The sequence below is a fragment of the Brevundimonas sp. genome (assembly GCF_032017145.1).
Lineage (GTDB): Bacteria > Pseudomonadota > Alphaproteobacteria > Caulobacterales > Caulobacteraceae > Brevundimonas.
On record NZ_DALZQC010000055.1, the window covers coordinates 1 to 21,032 of the forward strand.

Below are 21,032 nucleotides of genomic sequence, written 5' to 3' on the forward strand. Positions count from 1 at the left end.
TCACTGAGTCTCTGGATCCTAGGCACAAGGCCTAGGATGACGGTGTTTGGGGGCGTCCACGGCGGCGCGCAGGCCGGCGTCCGAGGTCGAGGTGCGGAAGCCCAGATAGCCGTCGGCCTGTTCGCCCACGACGCCGGCGGCCTTGGCTTGGTCGATCTGGGCCTTCTGGGCGCTGGTCTGGGCGATAGCGGCGCCGGCGAAACCGAGGGCGGCCAGGGCGGCGCCGACGACGAAGAGTTTGCGGAAGGTCATGTCAGCCTGTCCTTTCAAGAAAAAACGGCGATCAGAAGAGGTTGGGGTTCTGCTGCAGCAGCTGCTGCAGCTCCTGGTCCAGGCGGACGCGCACGTCGGCGTCCAGCTTGGCGTAGATCTGGATCGGCGCGACCTCCAGACGGATGGTGGGGGCGCAGGCCGACACGGCGACGACGACGGCTCCAAAGCCAAGGCCCGCCAACTGGCGCTTGTTGATCATGACATAGGCTCCGGTTCGGCCAAGGTTGATGAAGCTGAATAGCACGCCGAGGGGTGAACGCGCGCTGAATGACCGCGATCCCGCACGGCGATCATGGCCGACCCGCCGGGACAGGCGCGGGCGCGTCGGGCTGGGCCTGCTGCTGGGCCTCCTGCTGGCCCTGGCGGGCGCGATTGACGGCCATCAGGTCCGAGATCAGCTGGTTGGCGTTCAGCGTCGTGTCCAGCGTCAGGTCGATCTGGGTGTTGGACGGCAGGGGCAGTTTGCGGTTCAGGAAGCTGCGGCTGATCAGTTCGGACAGGGTCAGGCGCAGCTCCTGGCGCTGGGGCGGATCGTGACGGCCGCGAATGTGGAACAGCACCGCGATCCGGCCGCCGTCCAAACTGTTCACATCGGCGCTGAGCTGGTCGAAGGACAGGTTCTCCATGGCCTGATAGGCCAGGTCCTCGACCATGTTCTCCGACACCTCCTCGCCGCCGCCGCTGGCCGCGACGTCGGTCAGGACCTCGCGCTTGATCGACAGTCGGCCGGGCTGGACGGCCTCCAGCTTGCCGGCGGTGATCTTAAGCCCGCGCTTGGGGTCCATGATGAAGGGCAGCCGGCCCGAGACCACCGCGTCCAGCAGCACCTTGTCGTCGAAGCCGGTGTCGGCGATCAGGTCGCCCAGTTGCGCCCGGTCCAGCACGATCACGCCGCTGTAGGCCTGGGTGGCGTCCAGCGGGATGGTCAGGGGCTCGATCGAAATGGACCCGCCCCCGGCGACGATCCGGGCGCCGTCGATGACGACGCCCGCCTGGTCGATGGAGAAGGTCAGGTCCAGGGCCGTGACCTCGGCGCCGACCGACAGGCTGTCGGCGGTCAGATGCTGGTTCGGGGCCGTGACCAGCGGCGTCAGGCTGGTGAAGGCGACATCGCCCTTCAGTCCCTTCACCGCGCCGGCCGGGCTGACGAAATCCAGGCCGGGCGTGGTCAGGCGGCCGCTGGAGGTCGGCTCGGCGTCCTTGGTCCAGTCGAAGCGCCCTTCGAACCCGACCGAGCCCTGAACCGGCGACTGGATGAAGTCGGCGACCAAGGGGCTGAGCATGGCGGGTTGCAGGCCGTGTTCGGCGAAGACCACGTCGGGCGCGGAGATGACGATGCCGCCCGCGCCGATGCGTCCGTCATGCGCCAGGGTCAGCCGCCCCAGCGTATAGGCGGCGGCCTTGCCCGTGCCCTTCAGGTCGAAGGCGCCGCTCCAGCGTTCGTTGGCCAGGGCCACCTCGCCGCTGGCGGCCAGCGGTTCGAACCGTTCGGGGGTCTCGGCGTCGATCACCCGCCCGTCCGCCACGCTGGCGCGCAGGCCGACGCCCGACCTGGCCCCGTCCACGGTCAGACGGCCGGCGGCGTCGGCGAACCGCATCCCCAGGAAGGGCGCCTGGGCCGACAGCCGGTCGAAACCGGCCGAGACGCGCCACGCCCCGTCCCTGGACGTCAGCAAGGGCCCGGCGTCGGGGCACAGCCGGCCCGCGACCTGATGGACGTCGTTTTCGTCCATCTCCAGCCGTTCGACGGTCAGGTCCACGCAGTCGCTGGCGACATAGGTCAGGCGGCCGTCGGTCAGGGCCAGGACGCCGCGCGTGCGGGCGTCGATGCCGCGCGCCAGGTCGAAATCCAGCCGCGCCCGGCCGTCCAGCGTCGCCTCGAACCCACCCTGGGTCAGACGCCAGTCGGGCACGGCGACCGCCAGTTCCGGCAGCCCCTTGCCGCGCGTCGCCGTCAACGTCAGGGCGCCGCCGCCCAGCCGGCCCGGCTCGGCCTGATAGACGCCCTGTCCCGCCTGGGCGATGGTCAGCACCCCGCCGTTGGCGGGCGCCAGCGTCACGGGACGCGGCAACTGCACCGACGTTCCGCCCGAGCCGGTCGAGAACCGCACGGAAGGGGCGTTCAGGGCGAAGGCGGACAGGGCGCGCTTCATCTCGCCCAGCTCCACGATGTCGTCGCGGGCGGCCGGGCCGAACAGGGGCCAGGCGCCGTCGGCGGCGCGCAGCGATCCTTGCGCATCGATATGCACGGCGCCGTCGCTGACGACATCCAGGTCCAGATCGGCGCGGCCGCGCCTCAGGGCCAGATCGCCGAAGCCGAAACGGTCGAAGACGGCGGCGACAGGGCCGGTCGCCTCGAAGGCCGCGTCCTTGCCGCCCAGGGTCAGGCCGCCGGACGACAGGGCCAGGTTCCGCACCTGGGTCTGGCCCGAGCGGGCCGAGGCGGCGGTCAGGGTCAGCGGCGCCCGAACGCTCCAGCGCAGGGCCTCGTCGCGGGAAATCTCGACGCGCGCCTTGGACACCGCCGCCGAAACGGCGCCGGCGCCCAGGTCCGTTCCCTCGACCGCGCGGGCGTTCAGGCGAGCGTCGGCCGCGCCCTCCACGCGGAAGGTCTCGATCCAGCCGGACACCACGCCTTCGAACCGCGCGCTCAGATCGGCGCCGCGCGCCCGGGCGGACGGCGTGCCCAGGACATCGCCGGTCAGACGCGCGTCCAGCACCGCGCGTCCGTCGCCGCGCCGGGTCTTCAGATCGGGATAGGGCAGGTCGCCGGTCACGGTCAGGGCGGCCGTCTGGCCTGCGGCGGCGGGGGTGCGGAACCGGTCGGCGGTCGCGTTCAGCCGCACGGCGACGCGGTCGCCCGTAGTGGTCAGGTCAAGGGCGGCGGCCAGACCGGACGCCTCCACGTCCCCGCTCTTCAGCGCGCTGGTCGGCAGGCGCGCGGCCAGGCGCATCAGCTTGCCGTTGTCGACCCGCGCATCGGCCAGCAGGTCCACCGTCCCGTATTCGGTCGACAGCCGCCCGCGCCCGCCCTCGACGATGACCAGGGGAGCGCGTGAATCCGGGCGGGGCGGACCGCCGGTGAACTCTTTCACCAAGGGGTCCAGCGACCCCAGGGACAGCTTTCCGCCCTTCCAGCTGGCGCGGACCACCGGCCGGACCAGACGGATGCGGCTGGGGGTGACGCCCAGGCCGGTCCTGGACCACGGCAGGGCCACGGCGTAGTCGACCTCGGCCCGCTCCACCGTCACGTCGGGATTGTCGGGATCGCCGATGCGGATGCGGCCGACGAAGCCGTCCAGCTCGATCCGTTCGACCTCGACGTCGGCGGGGACGCCGCGCTGGTCCAGCCAGCCGACCAGCACCTCGCGCGCCACCGCCCGGCGGTTCAGATACAGCAGGGCCGCCGCCACGCCCATCAGCAGGATCAGGATCAGCGCCACGGTCGCGGCGACGCGCACGACCCGGCGCGGCCGGGAACCGCGCCTGGGGGCCGGCTGAGGCGATGGATCGGACGAAGATGTCGTGGCGTCGGTCAAACGGGTCGATCGGCAGCTTTTGATAACGGCGTTGCGACCACCATCGTCATCCTGACCCCAAGCACAAGGTCAAAGCGCGACCGTTGGTCGAAAGCGGGCCGATGGATGGCCGCCAAGCTGGGCGAGAAAGGGGCGCGGCCCGGCATTGGCGTCATCGGCGGCGCGATCATGGTAAGCGCCGTGTTAACCCTTTGTAACAGTCTGCTTCCCAAAATGGGTCGAGCACGCTATACGACCGCCTTTCGCGCCACGGGCGATGGGCGCGGACTTCGAGAACGAGTAAAGCTTTGGCGCCGCTGGGCGTCGCAATACGACGGGGACCGATGGCTCAGTTCGACCCACGCCGCCAGCCTATGCGCCTGGCGCCGCATGCACTTACCGCCGTCGCCGCGATCTCGGTCGCGATGATCGCCGGCAGAGCCTATCAACCCGCGCAGGCCGAAGAAGTTCCCGCCATGAGCTCGGCCCAGATGGCCGCCATGGAGGCCAGGGCCTTCGCCGCCGCCAACGCCCCCGCCGGCCTGACCGCGCCGGAAGCCGTTCCCGTCCAGATTCGTCGCGGCGAAACCTTCGAACAGGCCGTGCGCCGCACCGGCGTCGCCCCGGCCGAAGCCAGCGCCGTCGCCGCCACAGTCGCCAACGCCTTCGACCTGGCCGATCTGCGCGCCGGGCTGAAGTTCGAGACCGCCATCGCCCGCCCCCGCGACGGCCGGGGCGACGCCCGCCTGATCGGCCTGACCATGCGCACCGGCCCGGCGTCCCAGCTGACCGTCTCGCGCAGCTTCGACGGCGCGCTTCGCCTGCGCTCGCTCGAGGAAAAAGTCACCCACGAGACCGTGGTGCTGAAGGGCGACGTGGAACGCAGCCTGTCGGCCAGCGCGCGCGAACTGGGCGCCACCGCCTCCATCGTGCGTTCCGCCAGCCGCCTGTTCGCCACCAAGTTCGACATGCAGCGCGACATCCGCGCCAGCGACGAATTCACCATGGTCTTCGACCGCGAGGTGACCGAGGCCGGCCGCACGGTGAACGTGGGCGACCTGATGTACGCCGAACTGCGCGGCGTGACCTTCTATCGGTTCAAGCCGGCGGGCGCCAAGGAGCCTCAGTTCTTCGACGCGAACGGCAAGAACCTGCGCTCGGCCATGATGCGCACCCCGCTGCAGAGCTTCCGCCGGGTCAGCTCGAACTTCGGTTTCCGCACCCATCCGATCTCGGGCTACAAGAAGATGCACCAGGGCATCGACTTCGCGGCCGGCACCGGCACCCCGGTCGTGGCCCCCGCCGACGGCGTTGTGGTCGAGGCACGCCGCTGGGGCGGTTATGGCAACTGGCTCCGCATCCGCCACAACAACGGGCTGGAAAGCGGCTACGGCCACCTGTCGCGCTATGGCTCGGGCATTCGCGCCGGCCAGCGGGTCAGCCAGGGCCAGATCGTGGCCTATGTCGGCTCCACCGGCGCCTCGACCGGCCCGCACCTTCACTATGAACTGTGGCGCAACGGCCAGCGGATCAATCCCGCCGGCGTCCGCACCCAGGAAGGCACCGAACTGGCCGGCGCCGACCTGGCCGCCTTCCGCGCCGAGAAGAGCCGCATCGACCGCATCATCGCCTCGGGCGGTCAGAAGCGCCCCGCGCTGCAGCAGGCCTCGGCCGAGGGTCTGCGTCCCGCGCGCGGCTAAGCCTGCGCCTCAGCCGACCAGGCGCGGCGTGGATCTCTGTTGATCCGGGCAGGAGAGGCCGTGGACGGTGACGTCGGCCTCGCCCAGCTTCAGGCCCAGCAGGTCCAGGACCGGGTTCAGCACCCCGTCCAGCACCGGGCCCAATGGCGTCAGCAACAGCCCCAGGGCCTTGGTCAGATCGCCCAGTCCCAGGCCCAGCCCAGCCAGGTTCACCGTCACCTCCAGCCGCTGCAACAGGCTGGACACCAGGCCGGTCGCCAGACTGCGCGAGGTCATGGTCTTGGTCCGCTGGGCCTGGATGTCGGCCGCATCGAACCGCAGAGGGCGGAACCCGACATCGGCGATTTCGATATCCGCCTTGGCGGTGATCGACACCAGGCCCAGCACGGAAAGCAGGGTGGCGGGACGCGGGGTCAGCGCGGTCTTGAAGTCCGAGACCCGCGCCTCGTCCACCACCCCGACCGAAGCGCGCGCCAGCCCCGGCCGCACATCGACATCGACGCGCCGCGCCGGATCGCACGCCAGGGACTTCAGCCGCGCCTCGGACGGCGCCAACTGCACCAATATCGGCAGTTCGACCCTAGCCAGGCCCGACAGGGCCTGGGCCGTCCGCGCACGGACATAGAGCCGTGTCTGGGCGGTTCGAATGACCGGCTGACCATCGGACGTGACCGTCAGCCACGGGGACCGATTGGGCCGCTCGCCGATCGCCAGGGTCGTCTTCAGGTCGGCCAGACCGGCCGGCACATCCAGGTTCAGCGCGACCTGGCGCTCGCCCCCGCCGATCTCCAGCATCGCGAAAATCAGGTCCATGGCCGAAACGGAGGCGTCCAGCCCCTGTCGGATGCCGTCCGGGGCCTGGGCGTCGACGCCGATCAGATCGCCCAGTTCCACCTTCACCCCCGCCGAAGCCGAGGCCAGACGGCCCAGCACCCCGCCGTCGGAGCCGCCCGCCAGCCCCTCCAGCACCTTCAGGACGCGCCCCGCATCGACCTGGGTCGCCAGCAGCCGGTCGTAGTCGCCGACCTTGACCCCCAGATCGGTCGCCAGGGCGTCGGTGAAGCCCAGCAGATTGACGTCCAGATCGACCAGGCGGCGATAGTCCATGACGCTGAGCGACACCTTCGATCCGGTCAGGCCGCTCAGCAGCTGGTTGGCCACGCCGCCGTCCAGCCGCGCCAGGCGGGAGCCGATCGAGAACATGGCCTTTGGCGGCGCCCCGCCCATACGCGCAGCCACGGCGCGGCGCGTGACCACGACCCTGTCCCGGCCCAGCAGCAGGGGGGCGAAGAACATCGGCGCAGGGCTGGTCGCCTCCACCCGCGCGGCGTTCGCCGCGCCGCCGGGTCGGAAACGCTGGGCGCGCTCGATCTTGGGGTCGGGGGTATAGACGCCGAGCGTGGTCGAGACGGACACCACCGCCTCGGGCGCGACATTGGCCTGAACCGTCCGGTCCGCCGCGTCGCGCGCCGCGCCCTCGCCCCGATCCAGAACGCGCACCGCCGACAGGGCCGCCAGATCCGCCGCCCCCTGCACCCGACGGGTGTGCAACACCAGAACCCCCAGATCGATGACCGCCGCGGTCAACAGACACAACAGCCCGCCAGAAACCGCCGCCATCACCGCGACCGCACCGCGCCGATCCTGGGCGAAACGGGCGGTGAAGCGGATCACGACGGATCGCCGACCTGGATCACGGCGACGCGACGGATGACCGCCGGCGGCCGGGGCAGCATGCCCCCCATCAGCATCATGGGACTGTCGCTGGCGTCATAGACCACGACGACGCGCAGCCGACCGGCCTCCTCCGCCACCTGGACCGTCGTGCGGTCGGGCTTCAGCGCCACGCCATGCACGGCGCCCGCCACCTCGCCGCGCACCAGTCCCTCGCGCTCGGCCGCATTCAGCCCTCCGACGGCCGCTCGCGCCCCCTCCGACGCCACCGCCTGAACGGTCTGCGCCGTCAGAAACCAGCCGCCATAAACGACGATGCCGATCAGCAGCAGGATCAGGATCGGCCCCACCAGGGCGAACTCCACTGCCGCCGCGCCTTGGCGCCGTTGGAACCGTTTTTCGTGAAGACTTAAGCGACACATACGCATCTCAACCTCAAGATCACCCTGCGGTTGTAGCGCACTCTCGGTTAAGAGTTCGTTTGGCCGTGGTGGCAATAGGCCGAGGCGTGACCTGACCTAGGGCGATGCGCCGTTTCGAACGCCCGAAACTTGTTGTGGCCAGGACCCTGCGGCCTCGTGAATCGGCCGCAGCTACGCAGGAGGAGCCTGCAAACAGCATGAGGTTTAGAGGCGTGGGGCCGTCTGCGGCTTCAGCCAATCACGCTGGAAAAACACCCTCGCGCGAAACGATCGCGTTGAAAGACAAGGCGGCGTCATACGCCGTCTTGGGCCAGTATGAGCGCGCCCAGCACGCCGCACCGGGCGCCGAGGCGGGGCGGCTGGATGTAGTCTCGCAGAGCGTCGTCGCCTATCAGGTGCGGAAGGTATCCAGCCAGTCGGTCGCCGAGCGTCTTGCGCACGCGAACCAGAAGATGTTCAGCGCCGCCGACCCCGCCGCCGATCACGATGCGACGCGGCGCCAGAACGTAGGTCAGGTTGGCCGCCATCTGCGCCAGATGACCCGCCACGATATCCCAGACCGGATCGTCTTCGCCCACGGTTTCACCCGGTCGCCCAAGGCGCGCCGCCAAGGCCGGACCGCACACCAGACCCTCCAGACAGTCGCCGTGGAATGGGCAGACGCCCGCAAACGGGTCAGGGTGAGCGGCCGTTCGCACCGACATATGCCCCGCCTCGGGATGCAGCGCGCCATGGACCAATCGACCGTTGGCGACGACCCCCATGCCGACGCCCGTGCCGACGGTGACATAGACGTGGTCGTCGATCCCCGCGCAGGCGCCCCAGCGCCCCTCGGCCAAGGCGGCGCCCCCGACGTCGGTGGCCAGGCCGATGGGGGCGCCGAACCGACGCAAGGGCGCCAGAAGATCCGCGCCGGACCAACCCGGCTTTGGCGTCTTCAGAATGCGGCCATGGTCCGGAGCGTCGGGCGCAATCCGAACCGGACCGAAACTGGCCACGCCCACGCCCTTCAGACCCTCGCTATGGGCGCGGGCCCATAACACATCCGCAACAGCGGCCATCGTCGCCTCTGGGGTCGTGGTTTCGATGCGAACGATCGCGCCCAGATCGTCAGGGCCGCTGCCGAAACCGACCAAGGTCTTGGTGCCGCCGATCTCTATTCCTGCATAGGTGCTCATGCGGCGATATTCCACCAGATCAGCTGGCACGGCGCCAGAGTCAGACAGGTTCGGCATGGGAACAGACCACGCTCGAACCTATGTTCGAACGTGGCCTGAGCGTGCGTCAGTCCGCCATGGGCGTTTCGGCCTGGGGGCTGACCTTCGGTTCGGGCTGACCGGCCGATTGAGGTTGCGCCTCGGGCGATCGCAGCGCTCCGGTCAGGCCGTTCAGATCGCCGCCCGAAAGGCCGACCTCCGCCAACAGTTGATCGACCAGCGGCGCCTGGGCGCGGTAGCGCAGGGCGCTGTTGACGACCTGATCCGACAGATTGCCGTCCGACGCGCCTGCACCCGCGCCCGCAGAGGCGGCGGCGCCGTTCAGCCCTTCGACCTGCACGATCTTGATCGAGTCGATATTCTCCATCGGCTTGACGGATTCGGCGATGATCCGGTCCAGGTTCTCAAGCAGCTTCAGCTTGATCTGCAACGCCACCTGCTCGGGCGACAGCAGGTTGGCCGCCGTATTCAGGGCCTGCTGGCCGGTCGCTTCGACCTCGTAATGGACGCGAGAAGCCTCGGCCGCCACGCGCACGGCCTGGGCCTGGGCTTCCGCTTCGATCATCGTCTTGTCGGCCTGACCACGCGCCTGTTCGCGAATGGCCTCGGCATGGTCGGCGGCGGCTGTCTTTTCCGCCTCGGCGGCGACCCGGATGGCGATGGCCTCGCGTTCGGCCTCCTTGGAGGCCTCGATCAGTTCGATGATCTTCTGGCGGTCGGCGGCTTCGCGGTCGCGCACGGTCTTGACCTGTTCCTCGGCCTGCACGGCGAGGGCCAGGGCCTTGTCGGCCTCGGCCTTGGCTTCCGATTGGGCGCGGGATTTCTCGGCGACGGCGATGTCGCGGTCCTGTTCGGACAGTTCGATGGCCTTGGCCTTTTCGATGTCCTGGGTCTCGACCGCGCGCGCCTTGGAGATTTCGCGCTCGGCGATTTCCTGCTCCATGGCGATGCGCTGCTGGGCCACCAGACGATCGGCCTCGATCTTGGCCTGGTCGATCTGCTGCTGCGAAGTGATCTTGGCGCCTTCGGCCTCGCGCAGCTTTTCGGCCTCCTGACGCGCCACGTCGGCGGACTGTTCGGCGCGGCGGTTGGCGATCTCGCGCTCCTGCTCCAGCTGGGCGTATTCCTCGTCGCGCGCGATCTCCAGATTGCGGCGCTGGGCCTCCAGGTTCTTGGTCCGGATCTGGACCTGGGTGTCCTGTTCGATGTCGTTGCGCAGCTTTTTACGCAGCTCGATCTCCTGCGTCAGCCGCGTCAGACCCTCGGCGTCGAAGGCGTTCGACGGGTTGAAATGCTCCATCGCCGTCTGGTCCAGCCCCGTCAGGGACACGGTTTCCAACTCCAGACCGTTCTTCAGCAGGTCTTCGGACGACACCTGCTGCACCTTCTGAACGAAATGGGTCCGCTGCTCGTGCAGTTCGGTCATGGTCAGTTCGGCCGCGACCGAGCGCAGGGCGTCGACGAACTTGCCTTCGACCAGTTCCTTCAACTCCATCGGATTCATCGTACGCAGACCCAGGGTCTGGGCGGCCGAAGCGATGGCGTCGGCGCTGGGCTGCACCCGCACATAGAACTCGGCCAGCACGTCCACGCGCATCCGGTCCTTCGTGATCAGGGCCTGTTCGTTCGAGCGCTGAACCGCCAGACGCAGGGTGTTCATATTGACCGAAATGGTCTCGTGCAGCACCGGCAGGACCAGGGCGCCGCCGTTCATGACCACCTTCTCGCCGCCGAAGCCGGTGCGCACGAAGGCGGTTTCCTTCGACGCGCGCTTGTACAGACGCGCAAAGATCAGCCCCAGGATCAGCAGGGCGACAAGCCCTACGCCCGCAATGATGGCGATCTCGATCAACGAATTCATTTAACAGCCCCTGTTGAGAAAAATCGTTCAGACCGTCGCGTCGCGAAGCGAGGCGCTGGTGTTGTGAATGGCGAAATATTTGGCGCCCGCATGCCGGACCAGCAGCACGCTGGTTCCCTGGGCGAAGCGGTCCGCCAGATTGTCCGGCTCGACCATGACGTAGTGGACCTGTCCGTGCTGATCGCGGACGCGGGCTTGCGCCGCATTGCCGTGAGCGGCGTCGCCCGTGACGATGACAGCGACCCGCCCGACCAGACTGTCGCGCGACACGGCCGTCGTCTCGTCTCGCGGCATGATCCGGGCGACGCCGCGCCCGAAGACCCGCGTCACCGGTAGGGCGACCGCGAAGGCGGCGGGCGCCATCAGGAACCACGGCCCCATCCGGCCCAGCAACGCCTCGACAATCTGTTGCCCGATCAGCCCCGTCAGCCCGAAGGCGAACAGGAAGACCACGATCAGCATCAGCAGCGGCAGACGCCCGACATTGATCCAGGACAGCACGGACGGCGTCTCCACATTGACGTCCCCGTCCAGACCATCCAGCCCGTCACCCAGGGCCAGACCACCGCCCAGACCGACCGCCTCAGCGGCGCCAATCAGCAGCATCAGGACCAGGGCCGCAACGAACGGGACATTGTCGGGCGAAAGCAGGAAGCTCCACATCGACGCGGTCAGCCCTGGTCGGTCGTGCGCGCCTTGATGGCGGCCAGACGCTCCTCGACCCGATTGCGGCGCGCCAGATCATCCAGCTCCGCCAGTTTGGCGCCCTGGTCGCGATCCACGCCGCCCAGACCGGGCGCCCCTTCGCGCGCCATCAGGCGATCAAAGGCCCCGGTCGCGTTCTCGACCCGGCGTGTGACGCTGGGGCCGCCGTCAGGACTGACGGGCGCGCCGGCTTCCTGTGCGCTGCGGGCGCGGGCCAGCAGCATGGATTGGAACGCCTCCTCCATCTCACGACGCTTGGCCTGAAGCGCGGCGACATAGCCTTCCAGCTCGACCTCGCGCTTGGCGGCTTCGGCGACGGTCGCCTCCAGCACCGGAATCTGCGCCTCCACATCCAGCTGATGTTCGACGGCGGCGCGGGCCAGGTCATCGCGACCTTCACGCAGAGCCAGTTCGGTCTGGCCGGACAGTTCCTCGTGGCGGCTGCTTTGTTCAGTCAGCCGCTTGTTGGCCAGATGTTTGCTCGCGATGGTGCGGCCCAACTCGGCCCGGACATCGTCCACCGCCTTGTCGATCTCGCGCAAGGTCTGCTGGATGACCGCATCCGGCATCGCGCCCTCGATCGCATCGATCAACGCATGGGCGCTGCCAGAGACGATGCGGCCGACGCGGGCGCCTAAAGTATCCGCCATGATCCTATCCTTCCGTTAGCGCGCGGCAAACGCCGCAGAAACAAGCCTCATCAAGTCCGCCACACCGGCCAGCCGACGCGAGATGACGGCGGAATCATAGGCCGGCGCCGTGGGCGTCACCGCCCAGCGCAGCAACTGTTCCATCATTCGCGCCGCGCAATCCACAAGACGGGCCTCATGCCGCACGAGGTCGTCCGCCACGCGCACAGCGTCGGGGCGCGGCGTCGTCAGGGCGAGCGCCAGAAACTCCTCGGCGGCTGTCAGCAGGCACACCGCCACTTCGGAATGTCGATCCAGGTCCTGCTCGATGAGACGCAGCCGCCGCACCGCCGCGGCAAGGTGGTCATGGCTGACCATCAGGGCGGCCGGAAAGGATTCGATCGGTTCAGCCTTCTGGCGCGCTCGCCGGATCAATCCGCGAATCTTGTCGCTGGCCGTGACGGCGCCATCGACCTCAAGCTCTGCCAGAAAGCTGGTGTCCTCGTCGGAAAGCCTGACGCTCAGGGGCGTGTTGAGAGAAGCCATATCTCGATGTAGCGCATCGTAATACGTTTGTAAACGCACAATGTTCGTTGAAGCCTCGGTCGCTTTGATAGGCTATCGGAACGATGTAAACTCCCTTCGTCAGAAGCGCCGGCTGAGGGTCACGCGAACGGTTCGGCCCATAGGGTCTTGCGCGTTCCGGCCGTAGCCTGGAGCGATACGGCCGTCGCCAAGACGCGCTTCCGGTCTTTCGTCGAACAGGTTTTCGACTTCGAGTTCCACCCGAATGCCTTCAAGGCGTCGAGGCCGCGCAGCGCTCGGCGCGACGGCCGGCGCCCCGATCGTCGTGCTGATCCTGGCGCCGACTGTCATCAGGTCGCCCAGGCGAATATCATCCGGGCCATCCTGACCGAGGTCGCGGCGCAGGCGTGAAGCTCCTCTCCAGTTCACGACCGCATTCAGGCCCCAGCGGGCGTAGCGGCCGTCGAGCCTCAACGTCAGCTGGTGACGCGGAACGGCGCCGCCGTCGCCCGCCAACTGGTCCAGCGCCGGAAGGCCGTCCCGGATCGTAACCTCGTCGGAGAGGCGCCAGATGTGGGCGACCGTCACCTGGACCGATCCGCGCCGCATCGATCCATCGGCCGCGCCCCCGAGCGGAATATTGGCCGATAGGCCCGAGGACAGGGTGTGCGATGCGATCCGCGCCAGATTGATCGGGCGCTGGTCGAGGCCGATCAATCGGCCTTCCGCATCCCTCTGGATCCGTTCCGGGAAAGCGGCTTCGACAGCGGGCGTCAGCGCAGGCAGGGCGCCGATGGCATTTGAGGATGTCATGCTCTGGAAATCCAGATTGCCGCGCACGCCCCAATCGCCGAACGGCCCGGCGGAGGCGGACAGCGATACGGTTTGCGTCTCCTGAGCCTTCAGCTCCGGATCGCCGCCAAGCAGGGGGGTGATGTCCACAGCCTGCTGCGACAGGAAATCATAGACGGGTCTGGGCGGCCCGTACTGAGGGGGCTCGAACCTTTGTTCACGCGTCGGCGCCTCGGTCGCCTGCGCCCATTGACCCGACAGCCTCAACCTACCCAAGGGGGTCCAGGCGAAGCCGGCGTTCAGGCCGCCGCTCGCGCCGGTGTCGGCCAGAGCGCTCGATCGGCCGCCGAGGTTGACGGACAGTTCGCCCCGACCGTCTCCGTCTGGCGAAGCGGCGACGATCGGCAGGGTCAGATTGGACCGTAGATCGAGGATCTGGGACGACTGAGCGCGTCTGCTCGGCAGGTTCGAGTTTTCGGATCGCGAACCCACATAGCGCGCATCGGCCGTGACCAGGGCCGGCCCGGCCGGCAAGGTCATCAGAGGGCGATCTGCGGACAGGGTCGCGGAGAGGACCTGAGTGCGCGATGCGAGGGTCGCCAGTCCCGATTGGCGGCCCTCGGCGATCAGGCCGTCCAGGCCGGCGCGCACCGACCAGCCCCGGGATCGGCCGCTGACGCCGCCGGCGACCGTCAGGGTGTCGGCGCCTTGTCGGGTTTCGATGACTTGACCAGAGGTGCGAGCGATGAAGGCGCCGCGTTGTCGCTGAGCGTTGGCGCTGAACGACGTTGCCCAGTCGCCCAAGGCGCCGGTCATCGAGATATTGGCCGAAGCGACCTGGGTTTCAGGGCGCAGGCTATAGATGTCATGGCCGGGCGGATTGCGGTCGTATCCCAGCCGCTCGTCCGAACGAAGCGACGTCGTGCGGGACGCCTGGACGCCCACCTGAAAGGTGTCGCTGTCCTTGATCTGCGACTGCCGAACGTCGACATCGCTCGACGAGGTCCCGCCCGCCGTCGGGCGCGAATATCGGGCCTGGGTGTCCCCACTCTTGAACGCAGGCTGCAGTACGATGTTGACGACGCGACGCGACGGGTCGCCGCCATACATCGCCCCCGCCTGGGCCGGCAGCATCTCGACGCGGACCAGGGCGTCGGGCGGAAAGCGGGTGAAGACGCCGGGATCGACGACCTGACGACCGTTGACGATCACCACGGGCGGCAGTTGCAGAGCCAGGCTTTCGCTTAGGCGCGCGATGACTTCGCCGATGTCGTAGGCGCCGAGATTGTCGATTTCGTCGGGTCCCAGCTCCCGCTCGGGCGGCAAACGGGCGGCCCCGCGCCGACCGGTCACCTCGACCGCTTCCAACTGGACAGGTGGAGGATTGGGAGCCTGCGCCTCCACCTGGGCTGCGACGACGAACAGCATGGCGACCTATCCCGCGTCCCACGCCCGCGAACGACCGACTGGCGCGAAACGGAAAAGGCCGGGCGTCGATGACGCCCGGCAAGGCTTTTCAGGTTGGGGATCCAGGGGAACGCCCGGTCTAGAGGATCTGCAGGCCGGGAATGCGGATGGAGCCGCTGCGGATGGTGCAGCTACGCCCGCCGGCGTTGACCGGCGGCAGCACATTGTTGCTGAAGGTCGCGGTGCTGGTCGCATTGTTCCAGGCCACCACGACGGTGCCATAGCAGGGATCGTTGGCCACGGTGTTCGCGCCGATGGTCAGGGCGATCGAGGTCGTCGAGCCCGGCACGACCGCAGCGCTCCAGGCCCCGCTGGGCGCCACGGCGGCGCACAGGATGCTGCCGGCGGTAATGCTGCGGGTGGGAATGGGCGCGCTGGTCGCGCTCAGCGGGCTGGCGGTGACCGAGACATTGCAGGTCACCGTCGTGGTTTGCGACAGCGTCACCGAGCCCGAACCCGAAACGCTGCCGGAACTGGGCGAGAACGATTGGGCGAAGGATGGCGAAGCGATGGCGGCCGTCGCGAGGGCGGCGGCGGCGATTGAAAGCGTCTTGATCATGGTAGTCCTCCCTTGAGCGGGCCTGGATGAGGCCCTTATTAAAATTGGACCGTCCTAAATCGTGGACACCTATTTACAGCGCCGTAAACATAGGTGAGTCAAGAGATAAATCGTTTTAATTCAACGTGGTAAACGACCCATATCGTGACACTGCCCGGCCGCTGTCGCGGCCGGAAGATGCCTTTCTTTACCACTCGCCGATTGTGGGATTGCCCTCAGAACGACTTGGTCAGCCGCACGGCGAAGAGGCGCGGGTCCAGGGTGAAGACGTTGGTGGTCAGCCCCGTGTCGTCGGAGTTGGTGAAGGCATCGACGATGGGCGCGTCGTCGAACACGTTCTTGACGTAGGCCTGCACCGTCAGGCCCCGTCGCGTGTCTTCCAGCTTCACCGACAGGTTCAGATTGTCCCATCCCCGCAGACGATCGTACTCGGTATTGTAGACTCGGAAATAGCTCTCGGCCTGGCGATAGTAGTCGCCGCGCACCGTGAGGTCCCAGTCGCCCAGGAACCAGGTGTACTGGGCCCCGATATTGGCGGTCCAGTTGGGCGAGTTGGGCAGTTCGTTGCCGCTAAGGTCGGCGTCGAAGCCTCGTCCGCCGTTCGGCGCCTGGGTCAACGGGTCGTAGGTGAAGCCATAGAACTGCCAGAAGGGCAGGCTGGAGCTGAGCGCCGGGTTGAAGGTGCCGGCCCTTGATGACCCTGCGCAAAGGGCGCTGAGAGAAAAGACCGCGAACTCGGGACCGAACGGACTGTTGAGTATCTGCTCGGCAAGATTTTTCGGTGCGATGCAGTTGGACGGCACCTGGATCCACGGACGCAGGGTGATCCAGTCCTCATTGCCCTGGGTCCGGTTCATCACATCGATCGACCCTTCGCCATCGGCGATCCGGGTCTTCAGATAGCCGAAGTTGGCGTCGATCTGGAAGTTGGGCGTGGGCTTGTAGATCGTCTCGAACTCAAGCCCCCAGATCCTGGCGTCGAAGTTCTCGTTCAGGGAGATGCGATCGACGATCTGCGAGACCTGGTAGTCCTTATAGTCGTAGTAGAAGGCGGTTCCATTCAGCCGAAGCTTGCCGTCCAGCAGCGTGTTCTTCGTGCCGATCTCGAAGGCGTTGACGTATTCCGGTTCGAACGTGCTGGCCAAGGGTTGATACTGCACGACCGTGGGGTTCAGGTCGAGGCGCGGCGGGTTGGTGCCGCCGCCCTTGTAGCCACGCGACAGGGATGCATAGATCAGGGTGTCGTCGGTGAAGGACAGGTCTGGCGTCCAGTCCAGAACAAGCCGTCCGGTGACGGCCTCCCATTTCTGTTTGATGTCCGGCAGGGCATAGTATCCGCGACGGACATAGCCGCCGGTGACTGTTGCGGGACTGCCGGTGAGATTGGCCCCAAGCAGCAGCTGGCTGGGATAGGGCGTCGTATCCTTGCGATCCTCCGTGTAGCGCAATCCCGTCGTCAGGCGCAGGGTGGGGCTGAGGTCCCAATAGCCTTCGCCGAAGACCGCCCACGATCGGGTATGAATGACGTTCTTGCTACGGAAGTAGTTATGCCCCTCCTCGTTGATCTGGCCCAGAGGGTTGGGATCGACATAAACACATTCGGTAAGCAAGGAATCGTCGCAGGGCTGCGTGCCGGTTCCGCCGTTCGGCAAGAACGTAAAATTGTACACATACTCAGCAATCAGAGAAAAGAGATTATTGAAGACGAAATAGTCATCCTGCGACTTGAAGTCGAGATAGTTCGCCCCAACGCTGAAGTTAAAGCGACCGTCATTATCTGATTGAAGGCGAAATTCCTGATACCATTGCCTGTTATCCGACCGACTGATGTCCGCCGACAAAATTCGATCAGAGGGGCCAAGCTGGGGATCTGTGTAGATCCCGCCGGGCGTCATTGGCGAAGGCATAAGTTCGCCAAAGTCATCATAGACCTTGTTGCTATCTACGAACGCAGGGTTCGACACATATCGCGCATAGTCTTGCGACGCATAGTAGTCATCCTTGGCGTAGGCCGTCTGAGAGTACAGGGTCAATTTTTCATTAAGATCGAACTCAAGATTGACCTGAAATACATCATTCTTGGCGCGGAAGACAGGATCGTAGCTTGTAGCGATCTCGCGCAAGTTCTTGGACTGTACGATACCCTCGTAAGGATCGAAGCCGAGGGGGATGAGGTTGACGGAATTGAAATTCTCATCCCGACCGATGGTCGCAGCCGCCCCAAGGAATCGAACCGGCCCGAACGATCCCCCATTCGGCGCGCCATAGGCGGCGTCGCTATACAGCGATCCAGGCAGACAGCCCTGGCTCAGCTGGTCCTGGGTGTAGGGGGTGGTGATGGTCGCCGATCCGACCTGAGTGGGTCCAGGGTCGGTGGTGCAGAGCTGCTTGCCGGTGCGCGAGCGTTGATCGTCTTCCTTGAAATGTTCCCAGATCGCATTGGCGCGGAACCGCGCGTTGGGCTCCCAGCGAGCCGACAGCCGGGTGGTGAAGAGATCGCGGTCGTTCACATGGGTGTCGTTGAAGCTGTTGTAGTCGAAGCCGTCGCGCTGGGTGAAGCCAAAGGCCCCGCGCATCGCGAAGGTCTCGCCGACCGGGATGTTGAGCATGGCCTGGCCGCGCCGGCTGTCATAGTTGCCCAGTTCGCCCGTGGCGAAGCCTTCCGACCGGAACACCGGCAGTTTGGGGAACATGTTGACCACGCCGCCGGTGGCGTTGCGGCCGTAGAGCGTGCCCTGCGGGCCGCGCAGCACCTCCACCCGATCGACGTCCAGATACTCCTGCTCGAACAGGCGGTTGCGGATCAGGGGGGTATTGTTGAAGCTGACGGCCACGGCCGGATCGCTGGAGGCCGAGACGGCCTTGGTCCCGATCCCGCGGATCGAGAAGTTGTACATGCTGAAGTTGGCCTTGGAGAAGGTGACGTTCGGCACCGCCCGCAGCAGTTCGGATCCCCCTTCGATCTGGCGCGACTCCAGAGCCTCCGACGACAGGGCCGTGACGGCGATCGGCACGTCCTGCACCGACTGTTCGCGCTTCTGCGCGGTGACCACGATGTCGTCCACCACCGCCGGCGAAGTCTGAGTGGGGGACGTCGCCGTTTGCGCCAGCGCCGGAGCGCCAGCCATCATCAAGGCTGTCACGGATACAGAGAGCGCGAGGCGCGCGCGAATACGGGCCGATGAAGCCATGAGGTCCTCTCCCTGACGCACCGACTGTCCGGCGGTGCGCGATGTGCGTTTCCTCCCGCCTGATGTGTCCGTTCGACGGGGCGGGGCCGACGACGGTTGCCGTCAACTTCGCACTACTCACGGTCATGTCAATACCTATTGACAGTTCTGTCGATTGACGCGGCTCCGCAACGGCGGCCGAGCAGGGCAGGATGGCTTCGCCAATCACAGCGAGCGGCGACTTGCGGCGCCCCATCGCCGACACGAAAACGGCCGGCCGTTCCTGATCCAGAGCAATAGCCAGCGACCTCGGGCGCACGGCCTGGCCTTCGCTGTCAGGGCATCCGCGTCCAGGTCTGGGTGCGACACAGCATGGCGGCGACGCAGCCGCGCACCGACAGTCGATCCCGCTCGACCAGGGTCAGGGTTCCCCGACCGGCGCGCTGACCGCTGTCGGGGTCGTAAAGCGGGCCGCCCGTCCAGGATCGGGGTCCGCCGACGAATCCTTCCAGCACCCTCAGCCCGCGCAGAGGACGGGTTCTCAACGACGGATCGCGATTGCGCACGTCGGTCTGATCGGGATTGCGACGAAGCGGCGCCGCATCCACCACCCGCCCGCACAAGGCCGCGCCACAGGCGTGGATCTCCACCACCCCGCCCTGAGAAGCCGTCCGCCACCGGCCCAGGAGCAGGCTATCCTGAGCCGAAACCGGCGTCGCGGCGGACAGGCCGACGACCGCAACAACGATCCAGCGCCACATCAGGCCGCCGCCAGGAAGCTGTTTCGGAAGTCGGCAGGAATGCGATCATACAGGGTCGGTCCAGCCAGCCCCAGGCGCGCGCGGGCCTGATCCAGCGGCTCCGCCATCAGCGCCTCGTAGTCCAGGGCCGGCAGCCAGGCGGCGCGCTTTCCACGACGCCACGCCTGCAGGATGGCGCGCGCGCAGGGATAGCCCGTCCGGGCTCGCGCAGCCTCGACCGCCACGCCCGCCGCGATCAGACCAAAACCCGCGCTGCGCGTCTGGGGCAAGGAAAAGGCCACGACGCAGGCCTCCCCCAGCGCGTCGGTGCGATAGCCGGTCAGAATGTGCCAGAGATCGTGAATGTCGCGCAGCCGCCGCGCATACCACGCATAAGGATGGGCGGCCTCGATCTCGGTGTCGGCCACCTTCTGGCTTTCGCCGGCCAGGCCGTAGGCCGAAAGGTTGCGCTCGTCGATGAAGTCGAGATAAGCGCGTCCCACCGAGCCGGCGGGCTGGGATTCCAGCCAGGCCCTGTCGTGCAGGCGATCGGCCAGTTCGACCATCAGGAAGGCCTGCCGCGCGCCCTCGGGACGCTCCAGCATCTTTTGATAGCCGCGCCGCACCGAGTTGCCGGCCAGGGCGTTCATGATCTCGAAGACCTGTGTCGTGTCTTCCTTGTCGGCGATCAAACGACGAAGGGCGCGCAAGGCCCGGACCGGCTGAACGCGCCGCGGCTTCAGCTGGCTAGGCGATCGAGCGGGCGCAAGCAGACCCACATCATCCATCATTAGTTCCGCAGTCACTTGCTCTCTCCCGTCTGTGCGCTTAACCAACCCACTATCTACATGGATGTAACTAACACTGATGTCAATAGAGCGTGTTCGCCGCCGTCGGCGCACCCCCGACGAGGCCCGCCAGGAAGCCTTGGCCTGCGCCCGCGCGCGATTGCTGTCGGGCGGGCCCGATTCCGTCACGCTCAAGGCTGTGGCAGACGACCTGGGGATGACGCACGCCAATCTGATTCACCATTTCGGATCGGCCGAAGGGCTTCAGTCGGCGCTGATGGGGTCGATGGTGGCCGACTTGTCCAATGCGCTGGACACCGCCATCGCGCGACTGCGAACCGACGAAGGGGCGCCGCTTGAACTGGTCAACGCCGTTTTCGACGCCTTCGCCGAAGGCGGCGCCGGCAAACTGGCCGCCTGGATCGTGCTGAAAGGCGATCTCACCCATCTGGAGCCGGTCAGGGCCGCCGTGAACGGGCTTGTCCACGCCATTCAGGACAAGCTGGGCGATCCCGTGAATCCCTCGCAGAACCGGCTCTCCGCAGCGGTGCTGTTCATCGCCCTCAGCGCCTTCGGCGAGGCCCTGATCGGCCCTCCGCTGCGAGACATGCTCGATCAGGACGACGACGCCAGCCGAAAGGTGGTCGCCGGCCTGCTCCCCTATTTTCTGCTCAAGCCGGACCGGTAGGTTTCGGCGGCCTTGTCCACGGATCCGTCCGCGCTTGATGACGGATCCCGGCGGTTCATCGACCGAAAAAGGACTCAGCCGCACCAACCCCTCGTCATGCCGCGCGGCGGGTTGACGACCGGAGATCCCAGCGAAGCCGGGCGCGCAGATATGATCGCGACCCGATGCATGCGGACACCGCACTGCGCCCGCACCCCTCCGAAAGGTATTCTAGGCGCAGACTTCGCCGCCAATACAGGGGCTCAACCATCTAGGCAGTGTGGACAAAGTGTTTGATCCAGAGTCGGATTGAAGCGACGAGGAC

The 21,032-nt window shown here is 67.0% G+C and carries 17 protein-coding genes; 2 read left to right on the top strand and 15 right to left on the bottom strand.

All coding sequences use genetic code 11. From position 1 onward, the window contains the following. Positions 1-18: 18 nt before the first annotated feature. From RTU05_RS10525 to RTU05_RS10535, 3 genes are all read right to left on the bottom strand, one after another. Positions 19-252: a DUF1318 domain-containing protein gene (locus tag RTU05_RS10525; RefSeq protein ID WP_409411616.1), complete on the bottom strand. Its 234-nt coding sequence runs from the start codon at positions 250-252 to the stop codon at positions 19-21. 31 nt (positions 253-283) lie between these two features. Then, positions 284-472 carry a YnbE family lipoprotein gene (locus RTU05_RS10530; RefSeq protein ID WP_248120021.1) on the bottom strand — a complete coding sequence of 63 codons (189 nt, stop codon included), beginning with the start codon at positions 470-472 and terminating at the stop codon, positions 284-286. A gap of 91 nt (positions 473-563) precedes the next feature. Further along, positions 564-3,734 (bottom strand): YdbH domain-containing protein, encoded by a 3,171-nt coding sequence (locus RTU05_RS10535; RefSeq protein ID WP_312598063.1) that lies wholly within the window; start codon positions 3,732-3,734, stop codon positions 564-566. 533 nt (positions 3,735-4,267) lie between these two features. Between RTU05_RS10535 and RTU05_RS10540 the strand changes: the two genes are divergently transcribed. After that, on the top strand, positions 4,268-5,491 hold the full coding sequence (locus RTU05_RS10540) for a peptidoglycan DD-metalloendopeptidase family protein (RefSeq protein ID WP_312598065.1): 1,224 nt from the start codon (positions 4,268-4,270) through the stop codon (positions 5,489-5,491). A gap of 9 nt (positions 5,492-5,500) precedes the next feature. Here the strand turns inward: RTU05_RS10540 and RTU05_RS10545 are convergent, their stop codons facing one another. The 12 genes from RTU05_RS10545 to RTU05_RS10600 form a co-directional block, all read right to left on the bottom strand. Next, positions 5,501-7,165, bottom strand: a complete 1,665-nt coding sequence (locus tag RTU05_RS10545; RefSeq protein ID WP_312598067.1) for a TadG family pilus assembly protein — start codon at positions 7,163-7,165, stop codon at positions 5,501-5,503. Then, entirely contained in the window at positions 7,162-7,530 is a 369-nt protein-coding gene (locus RTU05_RS10550) for a TadE/TadG family type IV pilus assembly protein (RefSeq protein WP_312598069.1), read from the bottom strand. Before RTU05_RS10550 ends, RTU05_RS10545 begins: the two co-directional genes overlap by 4 nt. 350 nt (positions 7,531-7,880) lie before the next feature. Further along, positions 7,881-8,795, bottom strand: a complete 915-nt coding sequence (locus tag RTU05_RS10555; protein WP_312598071.1) for an ROK family protein — start codon at positions 8,793-8,795, stop codon at positions 7,881-7,883. Between the two features lie 76 nt (positions 8,796-8,871). Next, a complete protein-coding gene (locus RTU05_RS10560) occupies positions 8,872-10,665 on the bottom strand; it encodes a flotillin domain-containing protein (protein ID WP_312598073.1) in 1,794 nt (597 codons plus the stop codon). A 27-nt stretch (positions 10,666-10,692) separates the two neighbouring features. Next, a complete protein-coding gene (locus RTU05_RS10565; protein WP_312598075.1) occupies positions 10,693-11,328 on the bottom strand; it encodes a YqiJ family protein in 636 nt (211 codons plus the stop codon). An 8-nt stretch (positions 11,329-11,336) separates the two neighbouring features. After that, positions 11,337-12,020, bottom strand: coding sequence for a PspA/IM30 family protein (locus RTU05_RS10570; RefSeq protein ID WP_312598077.1), 684 nt, complete (start codon positions 12,018-12,020; stop codon positions 11,337-11,339). Positions 12,021-12,035: 15 nt separating this feature from the next. After that, complete coding sequence (locus RTU05_RS10575; protein ID WP_312598079.1) at positions 12,036-12,584, bottom strand: hypothetical protein; 549 nt, start codon at positions 12,582-12,584, stop codon at positions 12,036-12,038. A gap of 60 nt (positions 12,585-12,644) precedes the next feature. Then, entirely contained in the window at positions 12,645-14,744 is a 2,100-nt protein-coding gene (locus tag RTU05_RS10580; protein ID WP_312598081.1) for a TonB-dependent receptor, read from the bottom strand. 118 nt (positions 14,745-14,862) lie between these two features. Continuing rightward, complete coding sequence (locus tag RTU05_RS10585; RefSeq protein ID WP_312598083.1) at positions 14,863-15,342, bottom strand: hypothetical protein; 480 nt, start codon at positions 15,340-15,342, stop codon at positions 14,863-14,865. Between the two features lie 215 nt (positions 15,343-15,557). Next, the gene (locus tag RTU05_RS10590) at positions 15,558-18,473 is read right to left on the bottom strand and encodes a TonB-dependent receptor (protein ID WP_312598084.1); all 2,916 of its coding nucleotides are present in this window, start codon (positions 18,471-18,473) and stop codon (positions 15,558-15,560) included. Positions 18,474-18,847: 374 nt separating this feature from the next. Continuing rightward, positions 18,848-19,273, bottom strand: a complete 426-nt coding sequence (locus RTU05_RS10595; RefSeq protein WP_312598086.1) for a DUF2147 domain-containing protein — start codon at positions 19,271-19,273, stop codon at positions 18,848-18,850. Continuing rightward, complete coding sequence (locus RTU05_RS10600) at positions 19,273-19,962, bottom strand: Coq4 family protein (RefSeq protein WP_312598088.1); 690 nt, start codon at positions 19,960-19,962, stop codon at positions 19,273-19,275. The genes RTU05_RS10595 and RTU05_RS10600 overlap by 1 nt, the downstream gene beginning before the upstream one ends. Before the next feature lie 157 nt (positions 19,963-20,119). Between RTU05_RS10600 and RTU05_RS10605 the strand changes: the two genes are divergently transcribed. Next, a complete protein-coding gene (locus tag RTU05_RS10605; RefSeq protein WP_312598090.1) occupies positions 20,120-20,728 on the top strand; it encodes a TetR/AcrR family transcriptional regulator in 609 nt (202 codons plus the stop codon). Positions 20,729-21,032 lie beyond the last annotated feature (304 nt).

Excerpts from the sequence above, each read along its gene's own strand:
- RTU05_RS10525 (WP_409411616.1), bottom strand. The coding sequence starts at position 252 with ATGACCTTCCGCAAACTCTTCGTCGTCGGCGCCGCCCTGGCCGCCCTC.
- RTU05_RS10585 (WP_312598083.1), bottom strand. The coding sequence starts at position 15,342 with ATGATCAAGACGCTTTCAATCGCCGCCGCCGCCCTCGCGACGGCCGCC.
- RTU05_RS10580 (WP_312598081.1), bottom strand. The coding sequence starts at position 14,744 with ATGCTGTTCGTCGTCGCAGCCCAGGTGGAGGCGCAGGCTCCCAATCCT.
- RTU05_RS10605 (WP_312598090.1), top strand. The coding sequence starts at position 20,120 with ATGTCAATAGAGCGTGTTCGCCGCCGTCGGCGCACCCCCGACGAGGCC.
- RTU05_RS10590 (WP_312598084.1), bottom strand. The coding sequence starts at position 18,473 with ATGATGGCTGGCGCTCCGGCGCTGGCGCAAACGGCGACGTCCCCCACT.
- RTU05_RS10595 (WP_312598086.1), bottom strand. The coding sequence starts at position 19,273 with ATGTGGCGCTGGATCGTTGTTGCGGTCGTCGGCCTGTCCGCCGCGACG.
- RTU05_RS10530 (WP_248120021.1), bottom strand. The coding sequence starts at position 472 with ATGATCAACAAGCGCCAGTTGGCGGGCCTTGGCTTTGGAGCCGTCGTC.
- RTU05_RS10560 (WP_312598073.1), bottom strand. The coding sequence starts at position 10,665 with ATGAATTCGTTGATCGAGATCGCCATCATTGCGGGCGTAGGGCTTGTC.
- RTU05_RS10565 (WP_312598075.1), bottom strand. The coding sequence starts at position 11,328 with ATGTGGAGCTTCCTGCTTTCGCCCGACAATGTCCCGTTCGTTGCGGCC.
- RTU05_RS10570 (WP_312598077.1), bottom strand. The coding sequence starts at position 12,020 with ATGGCGGATACTTTAGGCGCCCGCGTCGGCCGCATCGTCTCTGGCAGC.
- RTU05_RS10540 (WP_312598065.1), top strand. The coding sequence starts at position 4,268 with ATGAGCTCGGCCCAGATGGCCGCCATGGAGGCCAGGGCCTTCGCCGCC.